Here is a 20,555-nt window from a genome sequence, read left to right as displayed (position 1 = left end):
GGTCAGCCCAGGTAGCCCATGCGGTTACTGATCTCGTTCGCGCCCTGGATCAGCAACGGAGCGAGCTCGCGCATGCGCTCGTCCGTGAACCGGTACGAGGGCCCGGACGCACTCAGCGCCGCGATGACCTCTCCGTCACGGGAGCGGATCGGCGCGGCCATGGCGTGCAGTCCGAGCTCGAGCTCCTCCAGCGTCCAGGAGTAGCCGTGTTCGCGGGCATCGGCGAGGTTCTTCTCGAGCTTCGTCTTCGCGGTGATGGTGCGCGGGGTCACCTTCTTCAGACCCGTCTGCGCCAGCAGCTCGTTGCGCTCCTTGGCGGGCATGTGGGCCAGCAGGATCTTGCCGCTCGAGGTGGCGTGCAGCGGGGTCAGCTGGCCGACCCAGTTGTGCGCCGCGACGGCCGCGGGGCCGCGCACCTGGAAGAGGTTGATCGCATAGTGCTCCTGCATGACCGCGATGTTGACGGTCTCGCCGATCTCCTCCGCGAGGCGCTCGCAGACCGGGCGGCCCTGCTGTGTGATGTCGATGCGGCCGGTGACCGCACCGGCCAGGCGCACGATGCCGAAGCCGAGGCGGTATTTGCCGCGCTCGCCGGCCTGCTCCACCAGACCGCGCGACTCCAGCGCCCCGAGCAGGCGGAATGCCGTGGATTTGTGGACGTCGATCTCGGCCGCCACGTCACTGACGCCCGCTTCACCTTGTTGGGCAAGGATTTCCAGCACGCTGATGGCGCGGTCGACGGACTGGACGCCACCGGGCTGCGAACCGGTCGTTTCGGTATCTGGACTGTAGTTGCTCACAGCGAAACTATACGCGCAGTAAACAACGATCGTGCGAAAGGGTGCACGACAATCAAGTTGCGTTGCTCGCAACCTGGTGCGTATCGCGCTACTCGTACTAGCATGCCCGGCGTATCGAACGGCGCGACCGAGACGAGGCAGCCATGGCTCCCCAGCAGTACGACTTCGTCATCGTCGGCGGCGGATCGGCCGGCAGTGCACTGGCGAACCGGCTCTCCGCCGACCCGGGCAACCGCGTGCTGGTGCTGGAGGCCGGCCGGCCCGACTACCCCTGGGATGTGTTCATCCACATGCCCGCGGCGCTGACCTACCCGATCGGCAGCCGCTTCTACGACTGGAAGTACGAGTCCGAGCCCGAGCCCCACATGGGCGGCCGCCGCGTCTACCACGCCCGCGGCAAGGTGCTCGGCGGTTCCAGCAGCATCAACGGCATGATCTTCCAGCGCGGCAACCCCATGGACTACGAGCGGTGGGCGGCCGATGCGGGCATGGAGACCTGGGACTACGCGCACTGTCTGCCGTACTTCCAGCGCATGGAGAACTGTCTGGCGGCCGACCCCGACGACGAGTTCCGCGGCCACGACGGCCCCCTCGTCCTCGAACGCGGCCCGGCCTCCAGTCCGCTCTTCCCCGCCTTTCTCGAGGCCACCCAGGAAGCCGGCTACCCCCGCACCGACGACGTCAACGGCTACCGGCAGGAAGGCTTCGCCCCCTTCGACCGCAACGTCCACCGCGGGCGCCGTCTGTCGGCCTCGAAGGCGTACCTCAAGCCCGTGCGGAGGCGGCCGAACCTTGACGTCAAGACCCGTGCCCTGGTCACTCGCGTGCTCTTCGAGGGCAAGCGTGCCGTCGGCGTCGAGTACCGGCGTGGCCGGGGCAAGCCCCAGCAGGTCCGCGCCCGCGAGGTCATCCTCTGCGGCGGCGCGATCAACTCCCCGCAGCTGCTGCAGCTCTCCGGCGTCGGGAACGCCGGCGAACTGAGCGCGCTCGGCATCGACGTCGTACACGACCTGCCCGGGGTCGGCGAGAACATGCAGGACCACCTGGAGGTCTACATCCAGTACGCCTGCAAGCAGCCGGTCTCCATGCAGCCGTACATGGCCAAGTGGCGCGCCCCGTTCATCGGTCTGCAGTGGCTCTTCCGCAAGGGCCCGGCCGCGACCAACCACTTCGAGGCCGGCGGCTTCGCCCGCAGCAACGAGGACGTCGACTACCCCAACCTGATGTTCCACTTCCTGCCCGTCGCGGTCCGCTACGACGGCTCCTCGCCGTCGGGCGGCCACGGCTACCAGGTGCACGTCGGCCCCATGTACTCCGACGCCCTCGGCTCCGTGAAGATCAAGAGCAAGGACCCGCGCGAGCACCCGGCCCTGCGCTTCAACTACCTGTCCACCGAACAGGACCGCCGCGAGTGGGTCGAGGCGATCCGGGTGACCCGCAAGCTCCTCAACCAGCCCGCGCTCGCCCCGTACAACGGCGGAGAGATCTCGCCGGGACCGTCCGTCGAGAGCGAGGAGGAGATCCTCGCCTGGGTCGCGAAGGAGGGCGAGACGGCCCTGCACCCCTCCTGCACCTGCAAGATGGGCACCGACGAGATGGCCGTCGTCGACCCCGCCAGCCTGCGTGTGCACGGCCTTGAAGGACTGCGCGTCGTGGACGCCTCGGTGATGCCCTACGTCACCAACGGCAACATCTACGCGCCGGTGATGATGATCGCCGAGAAGGCCGCCGACCTCATCCTCGGCAAGGACCCCCTGCCGCCGTCGAAGGCCGCCTACTACCGGCACCGCGACGCCGCGAGATGACCGCGCTCCGCCCGCTGCTGCACCGTGTCCGCTACGAGGTGCTCCCCGCAAAGGCGACGCAGGACAAGGTGCTCGCCCATGTGCCGCGCGACGTGGTGGTCACGGTCACCGCGTCGCCGGTCAAGGGTCTTGAGCCGACCCTCGACCTTGCCACCCGGCTGGCGGCGCACGGCTACCGCGCGGTGCCGCATGTGCCCGCGCGGCTGCTGCGGGACGGCGCCCATGTGGCGGAGGTCGTCCACCGGCTGCGCGAGGCGGGCGTTGACGATGTCTTCGTACCTGCCGGGGACGCCGATCCGCCGGCCGGCCCGTACGACGGCGCGCTGCCCCTGCTGAGGCACCTCGCCGAGCTGGGCAGCCCCTTCGCCAGGGTCGGCATCACCGGCTACCCGCAGAGTCATCCGCTCATCGACGACGACATCACCATCCAGGCGATGTGGGACAAGCACGCCCATGCGACGTACATCGTCAGCAACATGTGCTTCGACTCGCGGGTGCTCGGGGAGTGGGTGGCGCGGGTGCGGCGGCGCGATGTCACGCTGCCGGTGCACGTGGGCGTGGCAGGGCCCGTGGAACGTACGAAGCTGCTGGCGATGGCGGCGAAGATCGGTGTGGGGGAGTCGACGCGCTTCCTGGCCCGGCACGCCTCCTGGTTCGTGCGCTTCGCGGCGCCGGGCGGCTATGCGCCGGAGCGGCTACTACGGCGCAGTGCGCCGGCGCTGACCGCGCCCTCGGCGGCGGTGGCGGGGTTGCACCTGTTCACGTTCAACCAGATCGCCGAGACGGAGCGCTGGCGGCGGGCGATGCTTGACCGCCTGGAGGGGTGTTAAGCCCCTCCCCGCCCTCCCTTACGGCCTGGCGGCCGTGGGAGGTACCCCATCCCGTAACTGGGGCTCCGCCCCAGACCCCGTGCGTGGGCTCCGCCCCGGACCCCCGCGCCTCAAACGCCGGCGGGGCTGAGTTTCGTCCCGTCCGCCCCGGGGCTCCGCCCCGGACCCCTGCGCCTCAAGCTCCCCCAGACTTCGTCCGGGGGACCCCCACGGGGCTGGGTGTGCGGCCGGGTCGCATATTCAGCCCGTCCGGCGCTTGAGGACATGCGGCCGAAGGTCGCATAGGGGGTCCGGGGCGAAGCCCCGTCGGGGGTCTGGGGGCTTGCCCCCAGTTACGGGAAGGGGCGGGGTGGGGAACAAGCCCGCCGCAGGCGCACCCCGTACCGCTCAGCGGAAGACCACCGTCCGGCTCCCGTCCACCATGACCCGGCTCTCGGTGTGCCACTTCACCGCGTGCGCCAGCACCTGCGCCTCCACGTCCCGTCCCACCGTGACCAGTTCGTCCGGATCGAGGGAGTGATCCACACGGACCACGTCCTGCTCGATGATCTGTCCCTCGTCCAGGTCGGGGGTCACATAGTGCGCCGTGGCGCCGACCAGCTTCACGCCGCGGTCGTACGCCTGCCCGTACGGGCGTGCGCCCTTGAAACTGGGCAGGAAGGAGTGGTGGATGTTGATGGCGCGGCCCTCGAGCTGCTTGCACAGGTCGTCCGAGAGGATCTGCATGTAGCGGGCGAGCACCACCAGGTCGATGTCCAGCTCGCGCACGAGTTCCAGAAGGCGTGCCTCGGCATCGGCCTTGGTTTCCTTGGTCACCGGGATGTGGTGGAAGGGGATGCCATAGGTCCCGGCCAGCTCCTCGAACTCCTCGTGGTTGGAGACGATGGCCGGGATTTCGATGTTGAGTGCGCCGGTGCGCCGGCGGAAGAGCAGGTCGTTCAGGCAGTGGCCGAACTTCGACACCATGATCAGCGTGCGGGTCGGGGTCGAGGCGTCCCGCAGGGTCCACGAGATCCGGTACGCCTCGGCCACGGGGCCGAATCGGTCACGCAGATGTTTCACGTCGGTGTCGGGGTCCGACACATCGAAGTGGACCCTCATGAAGAAACGGTCCTGGAGCCGGTCGTCGAACTGCTGGCTCTCCAGGATGTTGCCGGAGTTCCTGACCAGGTAGCCGCTCACGGCATGCACCAGTCCGGCCTGGTCCGGGCACGAGAGGGTGAGGACGTATTCGCGGCCTGGTTGCGGTCGAGGGGACATACGCGGCCTCCGTTGGTGCGTATTGCACAACGCGGTGAGTGATACGCAACATGGTCAGCCCCTCGTGGGCCGCGGTCAAGAGAGTCGGGCCAACTGTGTCTCGGGGAGGAATCGGCCTGTCTCGCCCCCTTGACGTGGGTCACGCGTTCGGCCAGGGTGTTCCACCACAAGCAATGCAGTGCATGATGCGCAACGAACTTCGGTCGAAGGGCTCCGCTCGTGGCAGACCTGTATCTGGACGGAGAATGGCGCGACGCGGTGGCCGGTGGTCGCCGGGAGATTCTCTGCCCCGCAGATGGCACGCTTGCGGCGGTCGTGTCCGAAGGGACGCGAGCCGACAGCGAGGCCGCGATCGCAGCGGCTCGCCGGGCTTTCGACCAGGGCCCCTGGCCGCGGACCCCCGAACGCGAGCGCGGCGCGCTGCTGCTGCGGACCGCCGATCTGATCGAGCGCGACGTCAAGGAGTTCGCCCGGGCCGAATCGCTCGACACCGGCAAACGGCTGGTGGAGAGCGAGTACGACATCGCCGATGTGGTCGCCTGCTTCCGCTACTACGGCGGGATCGCGGGCACCAGCGCCGGCCGGGTGATCGACACCGGACGCGACGACGCCGTCAGCCGCGTCACGTACGAGCCGGTCGGTGTGTGCGGGCTGATCACCCCCTGGAACTACCCACTGCTCCAGGCGTCGTGGAAGGTCGCCCCCGCCCTGCTGGCAGGCAACACGATCGTGGTGAAGCCGAGTGAGCTCACCCCCTCGACAACCATCCTGCTGATGCGGGCACTTGAGGAGGCCGGTCTGCCGCCCGGCGCGGCCAACCTCGTGCTCGGCTCCGGCCCCGAGGTGGGCGCACCGCTGGCCGAAGACCCGGCCGTCGACATGATCTCCTTCACCGGGGGCCTGGACACCGGCCGGAGGATCATGGCCACGGCCGCCGCGACCGTGAAGAAGGTCGCTCTCGAACTGGGCGGCAAGAACCCCAATGTCGTCTTCGCCGACGCCGACTTCGAGACCGCGGTGGACTTCGCCCTCACGGCCGTCTTCCTGCATTCGGGGCAGGTCTGCTCGGCCGGCGCCCGGCTCATCGTAGAAGACTCCCTCCACGACGCCTTCGTCGACGAGGTCGTGCGCCGCGCCGGAGGCATCCGGCTGGGCGGACCCTTCGATCCCCAGGCCGACACGGGACCGCTGATCTCCGCGCAGCACCGCGAGAAGGTCGAGGCCTATGTCGCCGCGGGCCTTGCCGAGGGCGCCGTACTGCGCTGCGGCGGCAGCCGCCCGGCGGACCCCGCGCTCGGAGGCGGCCACTACTACCCGCCGACCGTGCTCGACGAGTGCCGCCAGGACATGCGCGTGGTGCACGAGGAGTCATTCGGACCCGTACTGACCGTCGAGCGCTTCAGCGACGAGGACGACGCCGTACGCATCGCCAATGACACCGAGTACGGACTCGCCGGAGCCGTATGGACGCAGGACGCCGGCAAGGCCCAGCGCGTCGCGCGGCGGCTGCGCCACGGCACCGTGTGGATCAACGACTACCACCCCTATGTGCCCCAGGCGGAGTGGGGTGGCTTCGGGCACTCGGGCGTGGGCCGCGAACTGGGCCCGACAGGCCTGGAGGAATACCGCGAGCCCAAGCACATCTGGCAGAACATCCAACCCCGGCCGCAGCACTGGTTCCGCGGCTGAACGCCGAAGAGAGGTCGATCGTGACCCCAACGCAGACTGAACTGCCGCAGCGGCGCGGCACGTCCCAGTACCAGGACGCAGCCCCGGTCATCTCCGTGCGCGGGCTGTGGAAGGTGTTCGGGCCCAAGGCCGACCAGGTGCCGGATTCCGAGGAGCTGTGCGGGCTCACGCGCCGCGAGCTCATGGACCGCACCGGATGCACCGCCGCCGTCCGGGATGTGAACTTCGACGTGTCGCCCGGCGAGGTTTTCGTCGTGATGGGTCTGTCCGGCTCCGGCAAGTCCACGCTGGTGCGATGTCTCACCCGGCTGATCGAACCCACCGCGGGCGAGGTCAACTTCGAGGGCGAGGACATCCGCGGCGCGGACAGCAGGCGGCTGCGTGAGCTTCGGCGCCGCAAGTTCTCCATGGTCTTCCAGCACTTCGGGCTGCTGCCGCACCGCAGGGTCGTCGACAACGTGTCGTACGGCCTGGAGATCCGCGGCATGGGCAAGGCCGAGCGCATCAAGCGTGCGCTGGAGGTCGTCGAACTGGTCGGCCTGTCCGGATACGAGCACTCCTACCCCGACCAGCTGTCCGGCGGCATGCAGCAGCGCGTCGGTCTCGCCCGGGCGCTCGCCGGCGACCCGGACGTGCTCTTCTTCGACGAGCCGTTCTCCGCACTCGACCCGTTGATCCGCCGCGACATGCAGAACGAGGTCATCCGTCTGCACCACGAGGTCGGCAAGACGATGGTCTTCATCACCCACGACCTGTCCGAGGCGCTCAAGCTCGGCGACCGCATCCTCATCATGCGCGACGGCAAGATGGTCCAGTGCGGCACGGGTGACGAACTGGTCGGTGCGCCCGCCGACGACTATGTGCGCGAGTTCGTCAAGGACGTGTCCCGCGCCGAAGTCCTCACCCTGCGCTGGATCATGCGGGCCCCCGAGCCAGGCGACGCCCTCGACGGCCCGGAGTTGGGCCCGGACGTCGTCGTGCGCGAGGCGACGCGGGCGGTGCTCGCCGCCGACAGGCCGGTCAAGGTCGTCCAGGACGGCAAGCTACTGGGCATCGTCGGCGACGAGGAGATTCTCGCGGTCGTGGCGGGGCAGGAAGGCGGCGCGTGATGGCCGTCATCACCAAGACGGCCGCGCCGGTCGCGTCCGTACGCAGGGTCAGCCGCCGCGTGGTGGTGGCCGCGATCCTGATCGCCTGGCTGGTGCTGTTCGCCGCCCTGCGCGGGCGGCAGACACTCAACCTCGCGGCGGCTGATCTGACCGACCTGCACCGCTGGTTCAACTCGGTCAACGACAGCATCGGTGCCAACCGCAACAGCAACCCGCTCTTCCTCTACTTCTTCAACGAGATCCGGCTGGTCATCGACAATCTCGTGACCTTCATCCAGTCGCTGATCTCCCAGCCGGGCGCCGGGCGTCCAGTCCCCGTCATCGGCTGGCTGGGTGTCGTCGCCCTCGCCGGTTATGTCTCGTGGGCCTTCGGCAACATCCGCGTCGCGGCCCTGGCCGTGGCCGGGTTCGTCTTCCTCGGGCTGCAGGGACTGTGGCAGGAGAGCATGGACACCCTCGCCCTGACCCTGTCGGCGGTGTTCGTCTCCCTGCTCATCGGGATCCCGCTCGGCATCTGGGCCGGGCTCTCCGACCGGGTGAACCGCGCCATCACGCCGTTCCTGGACTTCATGCAGACGATGCCCACGTTCGTCTATCTGGCTCCACTGACGCTGTTCTTCCTCATCGGCCCGGCATCCGCGACGATCGCCACGCTCATCTACGCGGCGCCTCCCGCCATCCGCATCACCGCGCACGCCATCCGCTCGGTGCCCGCCACCACGGTCGAGGCCGCCGAGTCGCTGGGATCCACCCGGCGCCAGACGCTCACCAAGGTGCTGCTGCCCATGTCCAAGCGGACCGTCGTCATGGGCGTGAACCAGACCATCATGGCGGCCCTGTCCATGGTCACGATCGCGGCCCTGATCGACGCGCCCGGCCTCGGCAAGACCGTCGTCAAGGCACTGCAGACCCTCGACGTCGGCGTCGCCTTCAACGCCGGGCTCGCCATCGTCGTCATGGCGATCGTGCTGGACCGGGTCACGACCGCGGCAGGCGACCGCGTAGAGACCGCCAGGAGGCGCGGAGCAGGCCGCTTCACGAAGTGGCGCCGCCCCCTCCTGCTGGCCGGCGGCGCAGTGGCCGCAGTGTGCGTGTGGCTGTCCCACACCTATGTGTGGGCAGCCCAGTTCCCCGGCGACGCCGGGGTCGGAAGCGCGATCGCCCGCTCGGCGGACTCGGTCACGCTGTGGACGCAGGACACCTTCGGCGGACTGACCAACGGATTCAGGGACCTGATCACCACCACGTTGCTCAACCCCTTCGAGACGCTGCTCACCGAATCGCCCTGGTGGCTGGTGGGCATGGTCGTCGTGGCCGTCGGCGCCGTGCTCGGCGGGTGGCGCGCGGGTGCGACGGCGGTGGTCTGCGTGGCCCTGCTCGTCGGGACCGGGGTGTGGTCGGACAGCATGACGACGCTGGCCTCCACGGCGGTGGCGACTTTGATCGTGATGCTGCTCGGCGTCGTGGTCGGTGTCTGGATGGGCCGCAGTGCGCTGGTCGACCGGCTGATCAGACCCAGTCTCGACGCGGGCCAGACCATGCCCTCGTTCGTGTATCTGGTGCCGTTCCTGGCGCTGTTCGGGGCCACGCGTTTCACGGCGATCATCGCCGCCGTGGTCTTCGCCGCCCCCGTGACGATCAAGATCATCGCGGACGGTGTGCGGGCGGTGCCGGAAACCACGGTGGAGGCCGCCACGGCGGCGGGTTCCAGTACCTGGCAGATCATCACCAAGGTCCAGCTCCCCATGTCACGCAGCGCTCTGACACTCGCGACCAACCAGGGGCTGATCTATGTCCTGTCCATGGTGGTCGTGGGCGGTCTCGTCGGTGCGGGTGCCCTGGGCTACGACGTCGTAGCCGGTTTCTCCCAGGGCCAGTTGTACGGCAAGGGCCTCGCGGCGGGCCTCGCCATCGTTCTGCTCGGGGTCATGTTCGACCGGATATCCCAGGCAGCGGCACGGCGCACGACGAGAGCGCCCGGCGCTCGCTAGTCCGGCCACACCTCAGCGGCCACTGGAAACAGCACAGGAGGCAGTACATGATCGGGAACCTCATTACGCAGTCGCGGCCCGCGAGACGCAGGGCAGCGGTGGCCGGGCTGGCGGCGCTGAGCCTGACCACACTCGCCGCCTGCGGCGGCGCCAAGGTCGGCGAGTCGGGGTCGGACAAGGCGGGGGGCGGCGCCGGCAAGTGCGGCACGTTCAACCTCGCGGTCAACCCATGGGTCGGCTACGAGGCCAATGCGGCGGTCATCGCGTATGTCGCCGAGAACGACCTCAAGTGTCAGGTGACCAAGAAGGACCTCAAGGAAGAGGTCGCCTGGCAGGGCTTCGGCACCGGTGAGGTGGACGCCGTTGTCGAGAACTGGGGCCACGACGACCTGAAGAAGAAGTACATCACCGACCAGAAGACCGCCGTGGCGGCCGGCGCGACCGGCAACAAGGGTGTCATCGGCTGGTTCGTGCCGCCGTGGCTGGCCAAGGAGCACCCGGACATCACCGACTGGAAGAACCTCAATAAGTACGCCGCCAATTTCAAGACCTCCGAGTCGGGCGCCAAGGGCCAGTTCCTCGACGGCGATCCGTCGTTCGTCACGAATGACGCCGCACTGGTGAAGAATCTGAAACTTGACTACAAGGTCGTCTACGGCGGCAGCGAGGCGGCGCTGATCCAGGCGTTCAGGCAGGCCGAGGCCAAGAAGAGCTGGGTGATCGGCTACTTCTACGCGCCGCAGTGGTTCCTGTCGGAGGTCGAGCTCGCGAAGGTGAATCTGCCGCCGTACAAGGCGGGCTGCGACGCGGACGCGGCCAAGGTCGCCTGCGACTATCCCGAGTACGAGCTGGACAAGATCGTCAGCAAGAAGTTCGCCGATTCGGGCAGTCCTGCCTATGACCTTGTCAAGAAATTCACCTGGACCAACTCCGACCAGAACCTCGTGGCCAAGTACATCGCCGAGGACAAGATGACGCCGGAGGCGGCGGCCAAGAAGTGGGTTGACGCCAACCGCGACAAGGTTGATTTCTGGCTCAAGAAGGGCTGATCCACAAGAGGGTCCGGGAAGCGCTGACCGTGCCCGGCGGGCTGCCGTGACAGCCCGCCGGGCACGGCTGTTTTTTTGCCCCGGTTACGGCCGTGAAGGCCCCTTGACACCCTCCTCGGTGACCGGCATCGTGAGTTGCGCAACCTGAAGCATGTTGCGCTGACAGCAACTCAAACGCTTAAAGGCGGAGGTGCGGCGATGGCGGGACCCCGAGTGGTCATCATCGGAGCGGGCGTCGTGGGAGCGGCGCTCGCCGACGAACTGTCCTTCGCGGGCTGGACCGACATCACGGTCGTCGACCAGGGGCCCCTGCCCGCCACCGGCGGGTCCTCGTCCCATGCGCCGGGGCTGGTCTTCCAGACGAACTCCTCGAAGACCATGACCGAGCTCGCCCGCTACACCGTCGAGAAGTTCTGCAGCCTGGACGTCGACGGGCAGCCCTGCTTCCTCCAGGTCGGGGGACTCGAGGTGGCCACCACCCCCGAGCGGCTGACCGAATTGCACCGCCGCCACGGCTGGATCACCGCCTGGGGCATCGAGTCCCGGCTGCTGAGCCCCGAGGCGTGCATCGAACTGCACCCGCTGGTGGACCCCGAGCGCGTCCTCGGCGGCCTCCTGGTCCCCACCGACGGCCTGGCCAAGGCGGTGCTCGCCGTCGAGGCCCAGATCCGGCGGGCCACCGAGCGCGGCGTACGCTTCCTCGCCCGCCACGAAGTCCTCGACGTCGTGCACAGCGAGGGCCAGGTCAGCACGGTCGTCACCGACCAGGGTGAGATCCCCGCCGACATCGTCGTGTGCTGTGCCGGCATCTGGGGCCCGAAGATCGCCCGCATGGTCGGCATGAACCTGCCGCTGACCCCGCTCGCCCACCAGCTCGCCTGGACAGGCCCCGTTCCCGCGCTGGAGGGCCAGACCGAGGAAGCCGTCCGGCCGATCCTGCGCCACCAGGACGCGGACCTGTACTACCGCGACCGCTTCGACCGCATCGGCATCGGCTACTACGGCCACCGGCCGATGCCTGTCGACGCGGAAGACATCGCCTCGGTCGACGAGGCCGAGCAGATGCCCTCCGTCCTGAAGTTCACCGAGGACGACTTCGCGGACGCCTGGGCCGAGACTCAGGCCCTGCTGCCCGCGACGCGCGACGCCAAGATCGAAGAGGGCATCAACGGCCTCTTCTCCTTCACCACCGACGGACTGCCGCTGCTCGGCGAATCACCCGACGTCAAGGGCTTCTGGGTCGCCGAGGCCGTATGGGTCACCCACTCCGCCGGCGTCGCCCGCGCGGTGGCCGAATGGCTCGTGGACGGCCACTGCTCGTCCTTCGATCTGCACGAGTGCGACGTCAACCGCTTCGAGCCGCACCAGCTCTCTCCGGAGTACGTCCTGGCCCGTGACTGCCAGAACTTCGTCGAGGTCTACGACATCCTCCACCCCCTCCAGCCCGCAGGCGCCCCACGGCCCCTGCGCACCAGCCCCTTCTACGCCCGCCAGCAGGAACTCGGCGCCTTCTTCCTGGAGGCCACCGGCTGGGAGCGGCCCCAGTGGTACGAAGCCAACGCCCCGCTCGTCGCAGGCCGTTCCATCCCGACCCCCAACGACTGGGCGGCGCGCTACTGGTCGCCCATCGTCGGCGCCGAGGCCCAGACCACCCGCGAGACCGTCGCGATGTACGACATGACGGCGCTCAAGCGCCTGGACGTCACCGGACGCGGCGCGGCCGCCTTCCTCCAGCGGCTGTCCACCGGCAACGTCGACAAGTCGGTCGGGTCGGTGACGTACACCCTGCTCCTGGACGAAGACGGCGGCATCCGCAGCGACGTCACCGTCGCCCGCCTCGGCCGCGACCACTTCCAGGTCGGCGCCAACGGCAACCTGGACCTCGACTGGTTCGGCCGTCACCTGCCGGCGGACGGCTCGGTCCAGGTGCGCGACATCACCGCAGGCACCTGCTGCATCGGCCTGTGGGGCCCGCTGGCCCGCGAGGTCCTCCAGCCGCTAGCCGACTCGGACTTCTCCAACGAAGGTCTGAAGTACTTCCGCGCCAAGCGCGCCCACATCGGCTCCGTCCCCGTCACGGCGATGCGCCTTTCGTACGTCGGCGAACGCGGCTGGGAGCTGTACACCACCGCCGACATGGGCCAGAAGCTGTGGGACACCCTGTGGCAGGCCGCCCAGCCCCTCGGCGGCATCGCCGCCGGCCGCGGCGCCTTCAACAGCCTCAGGCTGGAGAAGGGGTACCGCTCCTTCGGCACCGACATGACCTATGAGCACGACCCGTACGAGGCGGGGGTCGGCTTCGCCGTGAAGCTCGACAAGGGTGACTTCATCGGCAAGGCCGCGCTGGAGCGGCGCAAGGCGGATGTACGGCGCCGCCTGACCTGTCTGACCATCGACGATCCGCGGGCCGTGGTCATGGGCAAGGAGCCGGTGTACGACGGCGAGCGCCCCGTCGGCTACGTCACCAGTGCCGCGTACGGCTACACGATCGGCAAGGGCATCGCCTACGCGTGGCTGCCCGCCGAACTCGCCACGACCGGCACCGCCGTGCAGATCGGCTACTTCGACCGGCGCGTGGAAGCGGTCGTCGCCGACGAGCCGCTGTTCGACCCGTCCATGTCCCGCCTTCGCGGCTGAGCCCCCAGCTGTAGGAAGAGGAGCACCGTGAGCGCAAAGGTCCTCGACGGACGCCGTACCGCCGCCGCGATCCGCACCGAACTCGCCGAGCGCGTGGTCAAGCTGGCCGCGCGGGGAATCACACCGGGCCTCGGCACCGTACTGGTCGGCGACGACCCCGGCAGCAACGCGTACGTCGCCGGCAAGCACCGCGACTGCGCGCAGATCGGCGTCGCCTCCATACGGCGCGAACTGCCCGCCGACGCCACGCAGGAACGGGTCGAGGCCGTCATCGACGAGCTCAACGCCGACCCCGGCTGCACCGGCTACATCGTCCAACTGCCGCTGCCGCGCGGCCTCGACGCCAACGCCGTACTGCAGCGCATGGACCCGGCCAAGGACGCCGACGGCCTGCACCCCGTCAGCCTCGGCCGCCTCGCGCTCGGCGTCGAGGCCCCCCTGCCCTGCACCCCACGCGGCATCGTGGAGCTCCTGCGCCGCCACGACGTCCCCCTCGCCGGAGCGCGGGTGTGCGTCATCGGGCGAGGCATCACCGTCGGGCGGCCGATCGGGCTGCTGCTCACGCGCAGGTCCGAGAACGCCACCGTGACCCTGTGCCACACCGGGACCAAGGGACTCGCCTGGCATGTGCGCGAGGCGGACATCGTCATCGCCGCTGCCGGATCGCCCGGACTGATCACCCCCGACATGCTCCGGCCCGGCGCCGTCGTCCTCGACGTCGGCATCACCCGCACCGACAAGGGGCTGATCGGCGACGTGCACCCCGATGCCGCCAGGGTCGCAGGATGGGTCGCGCCCATGCCGGGCGGCGTAGGTCCCATGACGCGGGCGATGCTGCTCGCCAATGTCGTTGAAGCCGCCGAGAGGAACGCCGCATGAACCCGCTGAACGCGCCGCTCGCCGAGCTGGACCCCGAGGTCCATGCCGCAGTCTCCGCGGAGCTGGACCGCCAGCAGTCCACCCTCGAAATGATCGCGTCGGAGAACTTCGCCCCCTCGGCGGTCATGGAGGCCCAGGGTTCGGTCCTGACGAACAAGTACGCCGAGGGCTACCCGGGCCGCCGCTACTACGGCGGCTGCGAACACGTCGACGTGACCGAGCGGCTGGCCGTCGAACGCGTGAAGTCCCTCTTCGGCGCCGGATTCGCCAATGTGCAGCCGCACTCGGGCGCCCAGGCCAACACCGCGGTCTTCTTCGGCCTGCTGAAGCCCGGTGACACCGTCCTCGGCCTCGATCTCGCGCACGGCGGGCACCTCACCCACGGCATGCGCATCAACTACAGCGGCAAGATGCTCAATGTCGTGCCCTACCACGTGGACCGGACCGACAACCTGGTCGACATGGACGAGGTGGAGCGCCTCGCCAAGGAACACAACCCCAAGATGATCATCGCGGGCTGGTCGGCGTATCCCCGGCAGCTGGACTTCGAGGCCTTCAGGCGGATCGCCGACGAGGTGGGCGCGTATCTGATGGTCGACATGGCCCACTTCGCGGGCCTCGTGGCCGCCGGTCTGCACCCCAATCCGGTACCGCACGCCCACATCACCACCACGACCACCCACAAGACACTCGGCGGCCCGCGCGGCGGCGTCATTCTCACCAATGAGGCCGACCTCGCCAAGAAGATCAACTCGGCGGTGTTCCCCGGTATGCAGGGCGGACCGCTGGAGCATGTCATCGCTGCGAAGGCGGTGTCGTTCAAGCTCGCCGCATCGCCGGAGTTCGCCGAACGACAGGCCCGCACGCTGGCCGGCGCCCACATCCTTGCCGAGCGGCTCACCAAGCCGGACGCGGCCGCTGCCGGAGTCAGCGTGCTGACCGGCGGCACCGACGTCCACCTGGTCCTGGTCGACCTCAGGGAATCGGAGCTGGACGGAAAGCAGGCCGAGGACCGGCTTCACGAGATCGGCATCACCGTCAACCGCAACGCCGTCCCCTTCGACCCCCGCCCGCCCATGGTCACATCGGGCCTGCGTATCGGCACCCCGGCACTGGCCACCCGCGGCTTCACCGAAGAGGACTTCGCAGAGGTCGCCGACGTGATCGCGCTCGCCCTCCAGCCCGCCCCCGATGTCGCGGCGCTTCGCGCCCGTACGGAAGCGCTGGCCGCCAAGCACCCGCTGTACCCGCACCTTTCAGGAGGCGCCCGATGAGCCCCCGCACCCCGGGCGCCGACCTCCCCGAGCACCCCGACTGGCTGTGGCGCACGCCCGAGCCGAAGCGGTCGTACGACGTGGTGATCGTGGGCGGCGGCGGACACGGTCTCGCGACCGCCCACTACCTGGCGAAGAACCACGGCATCACCAAGGTGGCCGTACTGGAGAAGGGCTGGCTCGCGGGCGGCAACATGGCCCGCAACACCACCATCATCCGTTCCAACTACCTGTGGGACGAGAGCGCCGGAATCTACGAGCACGCTCTCAAACTGTGGGAAGGGCTGGCGGACGAACTCGACTACCCGATCCTCTTCTCCCAGCGCGGTGTGCTGAACCTCGCCCACAGCCTGCAGGACGTCCGCGACAGCGTGCGCCGCGTCGAGGCCAACCGGCTCAACGGCGTCGATGCCGAGTGGCTCGACCCGCAGCAGGTCAAGGACGTCTGCCCCATCGTCAACATCTCGCCCGACGTGCGATATCCGGTGATGGGCGGCACTTACCAGCCGAGGGCCGGCATCGCCAAGCACGACCACGTCGCCTGGGGGCTCGCGCGCTCCGCCGACGCCGCCGGTATCGACATCATCCAGAACTGCGAAGTCACCGGCATCGACATCCAGGGCGGTCGGGTCACCGGCGTACAGACGACGCTCGGCCCGATCGCCGCGGGCAAGGTGGCGCTCTGCTCGGCCGGTCACACCTCGGTGCTCGCCGCCATGGCGGGCTTCGAGCTGCCGCTGCAGAGCCATCCGCTGCAGGCGCTGGTCTCCGAGCTCCTTGAGCCGGTGCACCCCACGGTCGTGATGTCCAACGCGGTGCATGTGTACGTCAGCCAGGCCCACAAGGGCGAACTGGTGATGGGCGCGGGCATCGACGCGTACAACGCCTACACACAGCGCGGCGCCTTCCACATCATCGAGCATCAGATGGCAGCAGCCCTGGAACTCTTCCCGGTCTTCGCCCGCGCCCATGTGCTGCGTACCTGGGGCGGCATCGTCGACGTCAGCCCCGACGCCTCGCCCATCGTGGGGCTCAGTCCGGTGGACAACCTCTACCTCAACTGCGGCTGGGGCACGGGCGGCTTCAAGGCCACCCCGGGCGTCGGCTGGGTCTATGCCCACACCATCGCCCATGACACCCCTCACCACCTCAACGCCCCCTTCTCGCTCGACCGATTCACCACCGGCGCGCTCGTGGACGAGCACGGCGCGGCCGCGGTGGCCCACTAGGGAGCCGAATCGATGCTGCTCATCCCATGCCCCTGGTGCGGGCCCCGCGACGAGGCCGAGTTCCACTACGGCGGCCAGGCACACGTGCCGTATCCCGAGGACTCCGCCGCCCTGACCGATCCGGAGTGGGCCCGCTACCTGTTCTTCCGCGACAATCCCAAGGGCCCGTTCGCGGAGCGGTGGACCCACGCGTCGGGATGCCGCCGCTGGTTCAACGCGGTCCGTGACACGGCGACGAACGAGATCCTGGCGGTCTACCGTGCGGGAGAGCCGCGCCCGGCGGGCTCCACCAGGTTGTGGGCAGGCGTTCCGCAGGGCGGAACGGGTGGGCACAACCCACCCACCGGCCCGCGGTCGGCGACGAAACCGCTGGGGTCCGGGGCGACAGCCCCGTCGCCCGCCACGGACGCGCGCCTTCAACCGTTCCGGCTCCCCACCACCGGCGGCCACGTCCACCGCGACGAACCGCTGAGGTTCGTCTTCGACGGCACCCCGTACGAGGGCCTCCGCGGCGACACCCTCGCCTCCGCCCTCCTCGCCAACGGCGTCATCCAGACCGGCACCAGCATCAAACTCGGCCGCCCCCGCGGCATCTTCTCCGCCGGAGTCGAGGAGCCCAACGCGGTCGTCCAGATCGAGGAGCCGTTCCCCGAGCCCATGCTGCCCGCGACGGCGGTGGAGTTGTACGACGGCCTCGTCGCGAGCAGCCTCCCCGGGCAGGGACGGCTCGCCACCGAGCCCGACCCCGCACGCTACGACGCGGTCCATGCCCACTGCGACCTGCTGGTCGTCGGCGCAGGCCCGGCCGGACTCGCGGCCGCGTCCGCCGCCGCCCGCAGCGGCGCGCGCGTCATCCTCGCCGACGACCAGCCCGAGCCGGGCGGCAGTCTCCTCGGCACAGGCCAACTCACCACGTGGGCAGCCGAGATTGAGGCGCTGCTCGAAGCCGCACCGGAAACCCGCATCCTGCGCCGCACCACCGTCTTCGGCCACTACGACGACAACCACCTCCTCGCCGTCGAACGCCGGACCAACCACCTCGGCGGCGCAGCCCCCGAGAACGTCTCCCGCGAGCGTGTCTGGCGCATCCGCGCCCGCCGGGTCGTCCTGGCCACCGGAGCCCACGAGCGCTCGCTGGCCTTCGCCGACAACGACCGCCCCGGCGTCATGCTGGCAGCCTCGGCCCGCACGTATGCCAACCGCTACGGCGTCCTGCCCGGCCGCCGCGCCGTCGTCTTCACCACCAACGACAGCGCCTACGCGGCCGCGCTCGACCTGGCGGTGGCGGGTGTGGAGATCGCGGCCGTCGTCGACACCCGCCCCGAACCGGGGGAGTGGGCGCGCCGCGCCCAGGACGCCGGGATCGAGGTGCTGGCCGGGCATGCCGTGGTCGGTACCGAGGGCGACCGGCGGCTGTCGGCGGTGACCGTCGCTCCGTACGGAGAGGCAGCGGGGCACCGCGAGTTCAGCGCCGACCTGCTGCTGGTCTCCGGCGGCTGGAACCCCGTCGCGCATCTGTTCAGCCAGGCGGGCGGAAAGCTCCGGTACGACGACACCCTCGGCACCTTCGTCCCCGACACCTGCCGTCAGGCGGTCGAGGTCGCCGGCTCCGCAGCGGGCGAATTCGATCTGTCGGCCGTACTCGCTCAGGGCGCCGCGGCGGGCGCCCGCGCGATCGAGGCCGAGGGCTACGTGACCGGTGCACCAGAGCTCCCAGCCGTGGCGGACGAACCGCAGTCCCCGCCCATGCACGTCTTCGTCGTCCCCGGTCCCGCAGGCGTGCCCCGCTTCGTAGACCTCCAGCGTGATGTCACCGTCGACGACCTCGCCCGCGCGACCGGCGCCGGTATGCGCTCGGTCGAGCACACCAAGCGCTACACCACCGCCGGCACCGCCAACGACCAGGGCAAGACTTCCGGCGTCCTGGCCAGCGGCACCGTCGCCCAGCTGCTGGGCGTGGACGTATCAGCTCTCGGCACGACGACGTTCCGCCCTCCCTACACCCCCGTCTCCTTCGCCACCCTCGCGGGCCGCGACCGCGGCGCGCTCCACGACCCCGTGCGCGTGACCGCCCTGCACGACTGGCATGTCGGCCATGGCGCGCTCTTCGAGAACGTCGGTCAGTGGAAGCGGCCCTGGTACTACCCACAGGACGGCGAGGACATGAAGGCCGCCGTGCTCCGTGAGTGCCGCGCCGCCCGTGAGGGCGTCGCCTTCATGGACGCCTCCACCCTCGGCAAGATCGACGTGCAGGGTCCTGACGCCGCCGTCTTTCTCGACCGGCTCTACACCAACATGATGAGCACCCTCAAAGTCGGCATGATCCGCTACGGCGTCATGTGCCGCCTCGACGGCATGGTCTTCGACGACGGCACCGTCATCCGCCTCGCCCAGGACCGTTTCCTCGTCACCACCACGACCGGCAACGCGGCCGCCGTCCTGGACTGGATGGAGGAATGGCTGCAGACCGAGTGGCCCGAACTGCGTGTCCACTGCACCTCCGTCACCGAACAGTGGGCCACCGTCGCCCTCGTCGGCCCCCGCTCCCGCGAGGTACTGGGTGTCCTCGCCCCCGAACTGGCCGTCGCGAACGACGACTTCCCCTTCATGGCGTGGCGCGAGTCCACGGTCGCGGACATCGCCGCCCGGGTCTGCCGGATCAGCTTCTCCGGCGAACTGGCCTACGAGATCAACGTGTCGCCGTGGGACGCCCGCGCGCTGTGGGAGGCGTTGTACGCGGCCGGGAGCCCGTACGGCATCACCCCGTACGGCACCGAGACCATGCACGTCCTGCGCGCCGAGAAGGGCTACCCGATCATCGGCCAGGACACCGACGGCACCGTCACCCCGCAGGACCTCGGTATGAGCTGGGCGGTGTCCAAGAAGAAGCCCGACTTCATCGGCAAGCGCTCCCACGCGCGCGCCGACACCACACGACCCGACCGCAAACACCTCGTCGGCCTGCTTCCGGAAGACCCGGACTCCTTCCTCCCCGAAGGCACCCATCTGGTCGCCGACAGCGTGCTGCCCGCGCCTCCGGTGCCCATGCTCGGCCACGTCACCTCCAGCTACCACAGCGCGGCGCTCGGCCGGACCTTCGCGCTCGCCCTGATCAAGGGCGGCCGGGACCGCATCGGCGAGCGGCTGTACGCGCCGGTCGGCGACCGTCTGGTCCCGGTGACCGTCGCAAGTCCCGTCCTCTACGACCCCGAGGGAGCCCGCCGCGATGGCTGACACCGCAATCCGCCACAGCCCCCTGGCACACGCCGCCGGCCGCTTCGCCGCCGTCACCCGCGCCTCGGGCGGCGACGTGCGCCTGGCCGAACTTCCCTTCCTCGCCCAGCTCACCATCCGGCTCGAGGCCAAGGGCCCGGCAGCCGACGCCGTCGGAGTGGCCCTGGGCCTCCAACTGCCCCTCGAACCCAACACCGTCGTACGCGCCGGTGACCTCCATGTACTGTGGCTCGGCCCCGACGAATGGCTCGTCGTCGCCCCGCCCGGCAGCGGGCCGGGTCTGGAGAACCAGATCCGGGCGGCGGCGGGCGACGAGCCGGCAGCGGTCACGGACGTCTCCGCCCAGCGCACCACCCTGCTCGTCACCGGCCCCCGTGCCCGCGACCTGCTGGCCCACGGCTGCCCACTGGACCTGCACCCGCGTGCCCTCGGCCCGGGCCGCTGCGCCCAGACCACCCTGGCTCGCGCGCAGGTCGTGCTCGTGGCACGGGACGAGCCGAGGGCGGGGTTCTGGCTGCTGGTCCGTTCGTCCTTCGCCGGGTATCTGGCGGACTGGCTGCTGGACGCGGCGTCGGAGTACGTCTGACGCTTAAGGTCCTGTCCGGCCGATCTTGCCGGGTTCGCGTGCCCTGGCACGCTCCCCCACAGCCTTCGGCGTGGGAGGGGCCCCCACCCCCGTAGCCCTTCGGGCACGGGAGGTGCCCCCATGCTGCGTTGCGTCAGTCGCCGACGCTCCGCGTCGGCTCTCCCCCTGCCTTCGGCGGGGGAC

At 69.6% G+C, this 20,555-nt stretch carries 14 protein-coding genes; 12 read left to right on the top strand and 2 right to left on the bottom strand.

Annotation, left to right across the window (positions count from 1 at the left end; all coding sequences use genetic code 11):
- Window positions 1-2 precede the first annotated feature (2 nt).
- Window positions 3-800 carry an IclR family transcriptional regulator gene (locus OG905_RS03185; protein ID WP_328666053.1) on the bottom strand — a complete coding sequence of 266 codons (798 nt, stop codon included), beginning with the start codon at window positions 798-800 and terminating at the stop codon, window positions 3-5.
- Window positions 801-943: 143 nt separating this feature from the next.
- Here OG905_RS03185 and betA point away from each other — a divergent pair, with 143 nt between their 5' ends.
- Both betA and OG905_RS03175 read left to right on the top strand, forming a co-directional pair.
- Window positions 944-2,605, top strand: a complete 1,662-nt coding sequence (betA, locus tag OG905_RS03180) for a choline dehydrogenase (RefSeq protein ID WP_328666052.1) — start codon at window positions 944-946, stop codon at window positions 2,603-2,605.
- Window positions 2,602-3,435, top strand: coding sequence for a 5,10-methylenetetrahydrofolate reductase (locus OG905_RS03175; protein ID WP_328666051.1), 834 nt, complete (start codon window positions 2,602-2,604; stop codon window positions 3,433-3,435). Before betA ends, OG905_RS03175 begins: the two co-directional genes overlap by 4 nt.
- Before the next feature lie 387 nt (window positions 3,436-3,822).
- Here OG905_RS03175 and purU read toward each other — a convergent pair whose 3' ends face one another.
- Window positions 3,823-4,695: a formyltetrahydrofolate deformylase gene (gene purU / locus OG905_RS03170; RefSeq protein WP_328666050.1), complete on the bottom strand. Its 873-nt coding sequence runs from the start codon at window positions 4,693-4,695 to the stop codon at window positions 3,823-3,825.
- Between the two features lie 219 nt (window positions 4,696-4,914).
- On the opposite strand from purU, the gene OG905_RS03165 reads away from it, so the two are divergent.
- The 10 genes from OG905_RS03165 to OG905_RS03120 all read left to right on the top strand — a co-directional run bounded on the left by OG905_RS03165 (window position 4,915) and on the right by OG905_RS03120 (window position 20,372).
- Window positions 4,915-6,384 carry an aldehyde dehydrogenase family protein gene (locus tag OG905_RS03165; RefSeq protein WP_328666049.1) on the top strand — a complete coding sequence of 490 codons (1,470 nt, stop codon included), beginning with the start codon at window positions 4,915-4,917 and terminating at the stop codon, window positions 6,382-6,384.
- A 20-nt stretch (window positions 6,385-6,404) separates the two neighbouring features.
- On the top strand, window positions 6,405-7,493 hold the full coding sequence (locus tag OG905_RS03160; protein ID WP_328666048.1) for a quaternary amine ABC transporter ATP-binding protein: 1,089 nt from the start codon (window positions 6,405-6,407) through the stop codon (window positions 7,491-7,493).
- The gene (locus OG905_RS03155; protein WP_328666047.1) at window positions 7,493-9,484 is read left to right on the top strand and encodes an ABC transporter permease subunit; all 1,992 of its coding nucleotides are present in this window, start codon (window positions 7,493-7,495) and stop codon (window positions 9,482-9,484) included. Before OG905_RS03160 ends, OG905_RS03155 begins: the two co-directional genes overlap by 1 nt.
- Window positions 9,485-9,531: 47 nt before the next feature.
- Window positions 9,532-10,533, top strand: a complete 1,002-nt coding sequence (locus OG905_RS03150; RefSeq protein ID WP_328666046.1) for an ABC transporter substrate-binding protein — start codon at window positions 9,532-9,534, stop codon at window positions 10,531-10,533.
- 198 nt (window positions 10,534-10,731) lie between these two features.
- Window positions 10,732-13,170, top strand: a complete 2,439-nt coding sequence (locus OG905_RS03145; protein ID WP_328666045.1) for a GcvT family protein — start codon at window positions 10,732-10,734, stop codon at window positions 13,168-13,170.
- 27 nt (window positions 13,171-13,197) lie between these two features.
- On the top strand, window positions 13,198-14,049 hold the full coding sequence (locus tag OG905_RS03140) for a bifunctional methylenetetrahydrofolate dehydrogenase/methenyltetrahydrofolate cyclohydrolase (protein ID WP_328666044.1): 852 nt from the start codon (window positions 13,198-13,200) through the stop codon (window positions 14,047-14,049).
- On the top strand, window positions 14,046-15,323 hold the full coding sequence (glyA, locus tag OG905_RS03135) for a serine hydroxymethyltransferase (RefSeq protein ID WP_328666043.1): 1,278 nt from the start codon (window positions 14,046-14,048) through the stop codon (window positions 15,321-15,323). Before OG905_RS03140 ends, glyA begins: the two co-directional genes overlap by 4 nt.
- On the top strand, window positions 15,320-16,552 hold the full coding sequence (locus tag OG905_RS03130; RefSeq protein WP_328666042.1) for a sarcosine oxidase subunit beta family protein: 1,233 nt from the start codon (window positions 15,320-15,322) through the stop codon (window positions 16,550-16,552). Before glyA ends, OG905_RS03130 begins: the two co-directional genes overlap by 4 nt.
- A 12-nt stretch (window positions 16,553-16,564) precedes the next feature.
- Window positions 16,565-19,786 (top strand): sarcosine oxidase subunit delta family protein, encoded by a 3,222-nt coding sequence (locus tag OG905_RS03125; RefSeq protein ID WP_328666041.1) that lies wholly within the window; start codon window positions 16,565-16,567, stop codon window positions 19,784-19,786.
- The gene (locus tag OG905_RS03120; protein WP_328666040.1) at window positions 19,779-20,372 is read left to right on the top strand and encodes a sarcosine oxidase subunit gamma; all 594 of its coding nucleotides are present in this window, start codon (window positions 19,779-19,781) and stop codon (window positions 20,370-20,372) included. Before OG905_RS03125 ends, OG905_RS03120 begins: the two co-directional genes overlap by 8 nt.
- The last annotated feature ends 183 nt before the right edge of the window (window positions 20,373-20,555 follow it).

It is taken from the genome of Streptomyces sp. NBC_00322, from assembly GCF_036147535.1.
Lineage (GTDB): Bacteria > Actinomycetota > Actinomycetes > Streptomycetales > Streptomycetaceae > Streptomyces.
Note: the sequence above shows the minus strand (reverse complement) of the source record. Positions and strands in the feature narration are given on the sequence as shown.

Bases quoted from the DNA above. Each gene is read 5' to 3' on its own strand.
- OG905_RS03150 (WP_328666046.1), top strand. From the start codon at position 9,532: ATGATCGGGAACCTCATTACGCAGTCGCGGCCCGCGAGACGCAGGGCA.
- glyA (WP_328666043.1), top strand. From the start codon at position 14,046: ATGAACCCGCTGAACGCGCCGCTCGCCGAGCTGGACCCCGAGGTCCAT.
- betA (WP_328666052.1), top strand. From the start codon at position 944: ATGGCTCCCCAGCAGTACGACTTCGTCATCGTCGGCGGCGGATCGGCC.
- OG905_RS03175 (WP_328666051.1), top strand. From the start codon at position 2,602: ATGACCGCGCTCCGCCCGCTGCTGCACCGTGTCCGCTACGAGGTGCTC.
- OG905_RS03130 (WP_328666042.1), top strand. From the start codon at position 15,320: ATGAGCCCCCGCACCCCGGGCGCCGACCTCCCCGAGCACCCCGACTGG.
- OG905_RS03125 (WP_328666041.1), top strand. From the start codon at position 16,565: ATGCTGCTCATCCCATGCCCCTGGTGCGGGCCCCGCGACGAGGCCGAG.
- purU (WP_328666050.1), bottom strand. From the start codon at position 4,695: ATGTCCCCTCGACCGCAACCAGGCCGCGAATACGTCCTCACCCTCTCG.
- OG905_RS03120 (WP_328666040.1), top strand. From the start codon at position 19,779: ATGGCTGACACCGCAATCCGCCACAGCCCCCTGGCACACGCCGCCGGC.
- OG905_RS03145 (WP_328666045.1), top strand. From the start codon at position 10,732: ATGGCGGGACCCCGAGTGGTCATCATCGGAGCGGGCGTCGTGGGAGCG.
- OG905_RS03155 (WP_328666047.1), top strand. From the start codon at position 7,493: ATGGCCGTCATCACCAAGACGGCCGCGCCGGTCGCGTCCGTACGCAGG.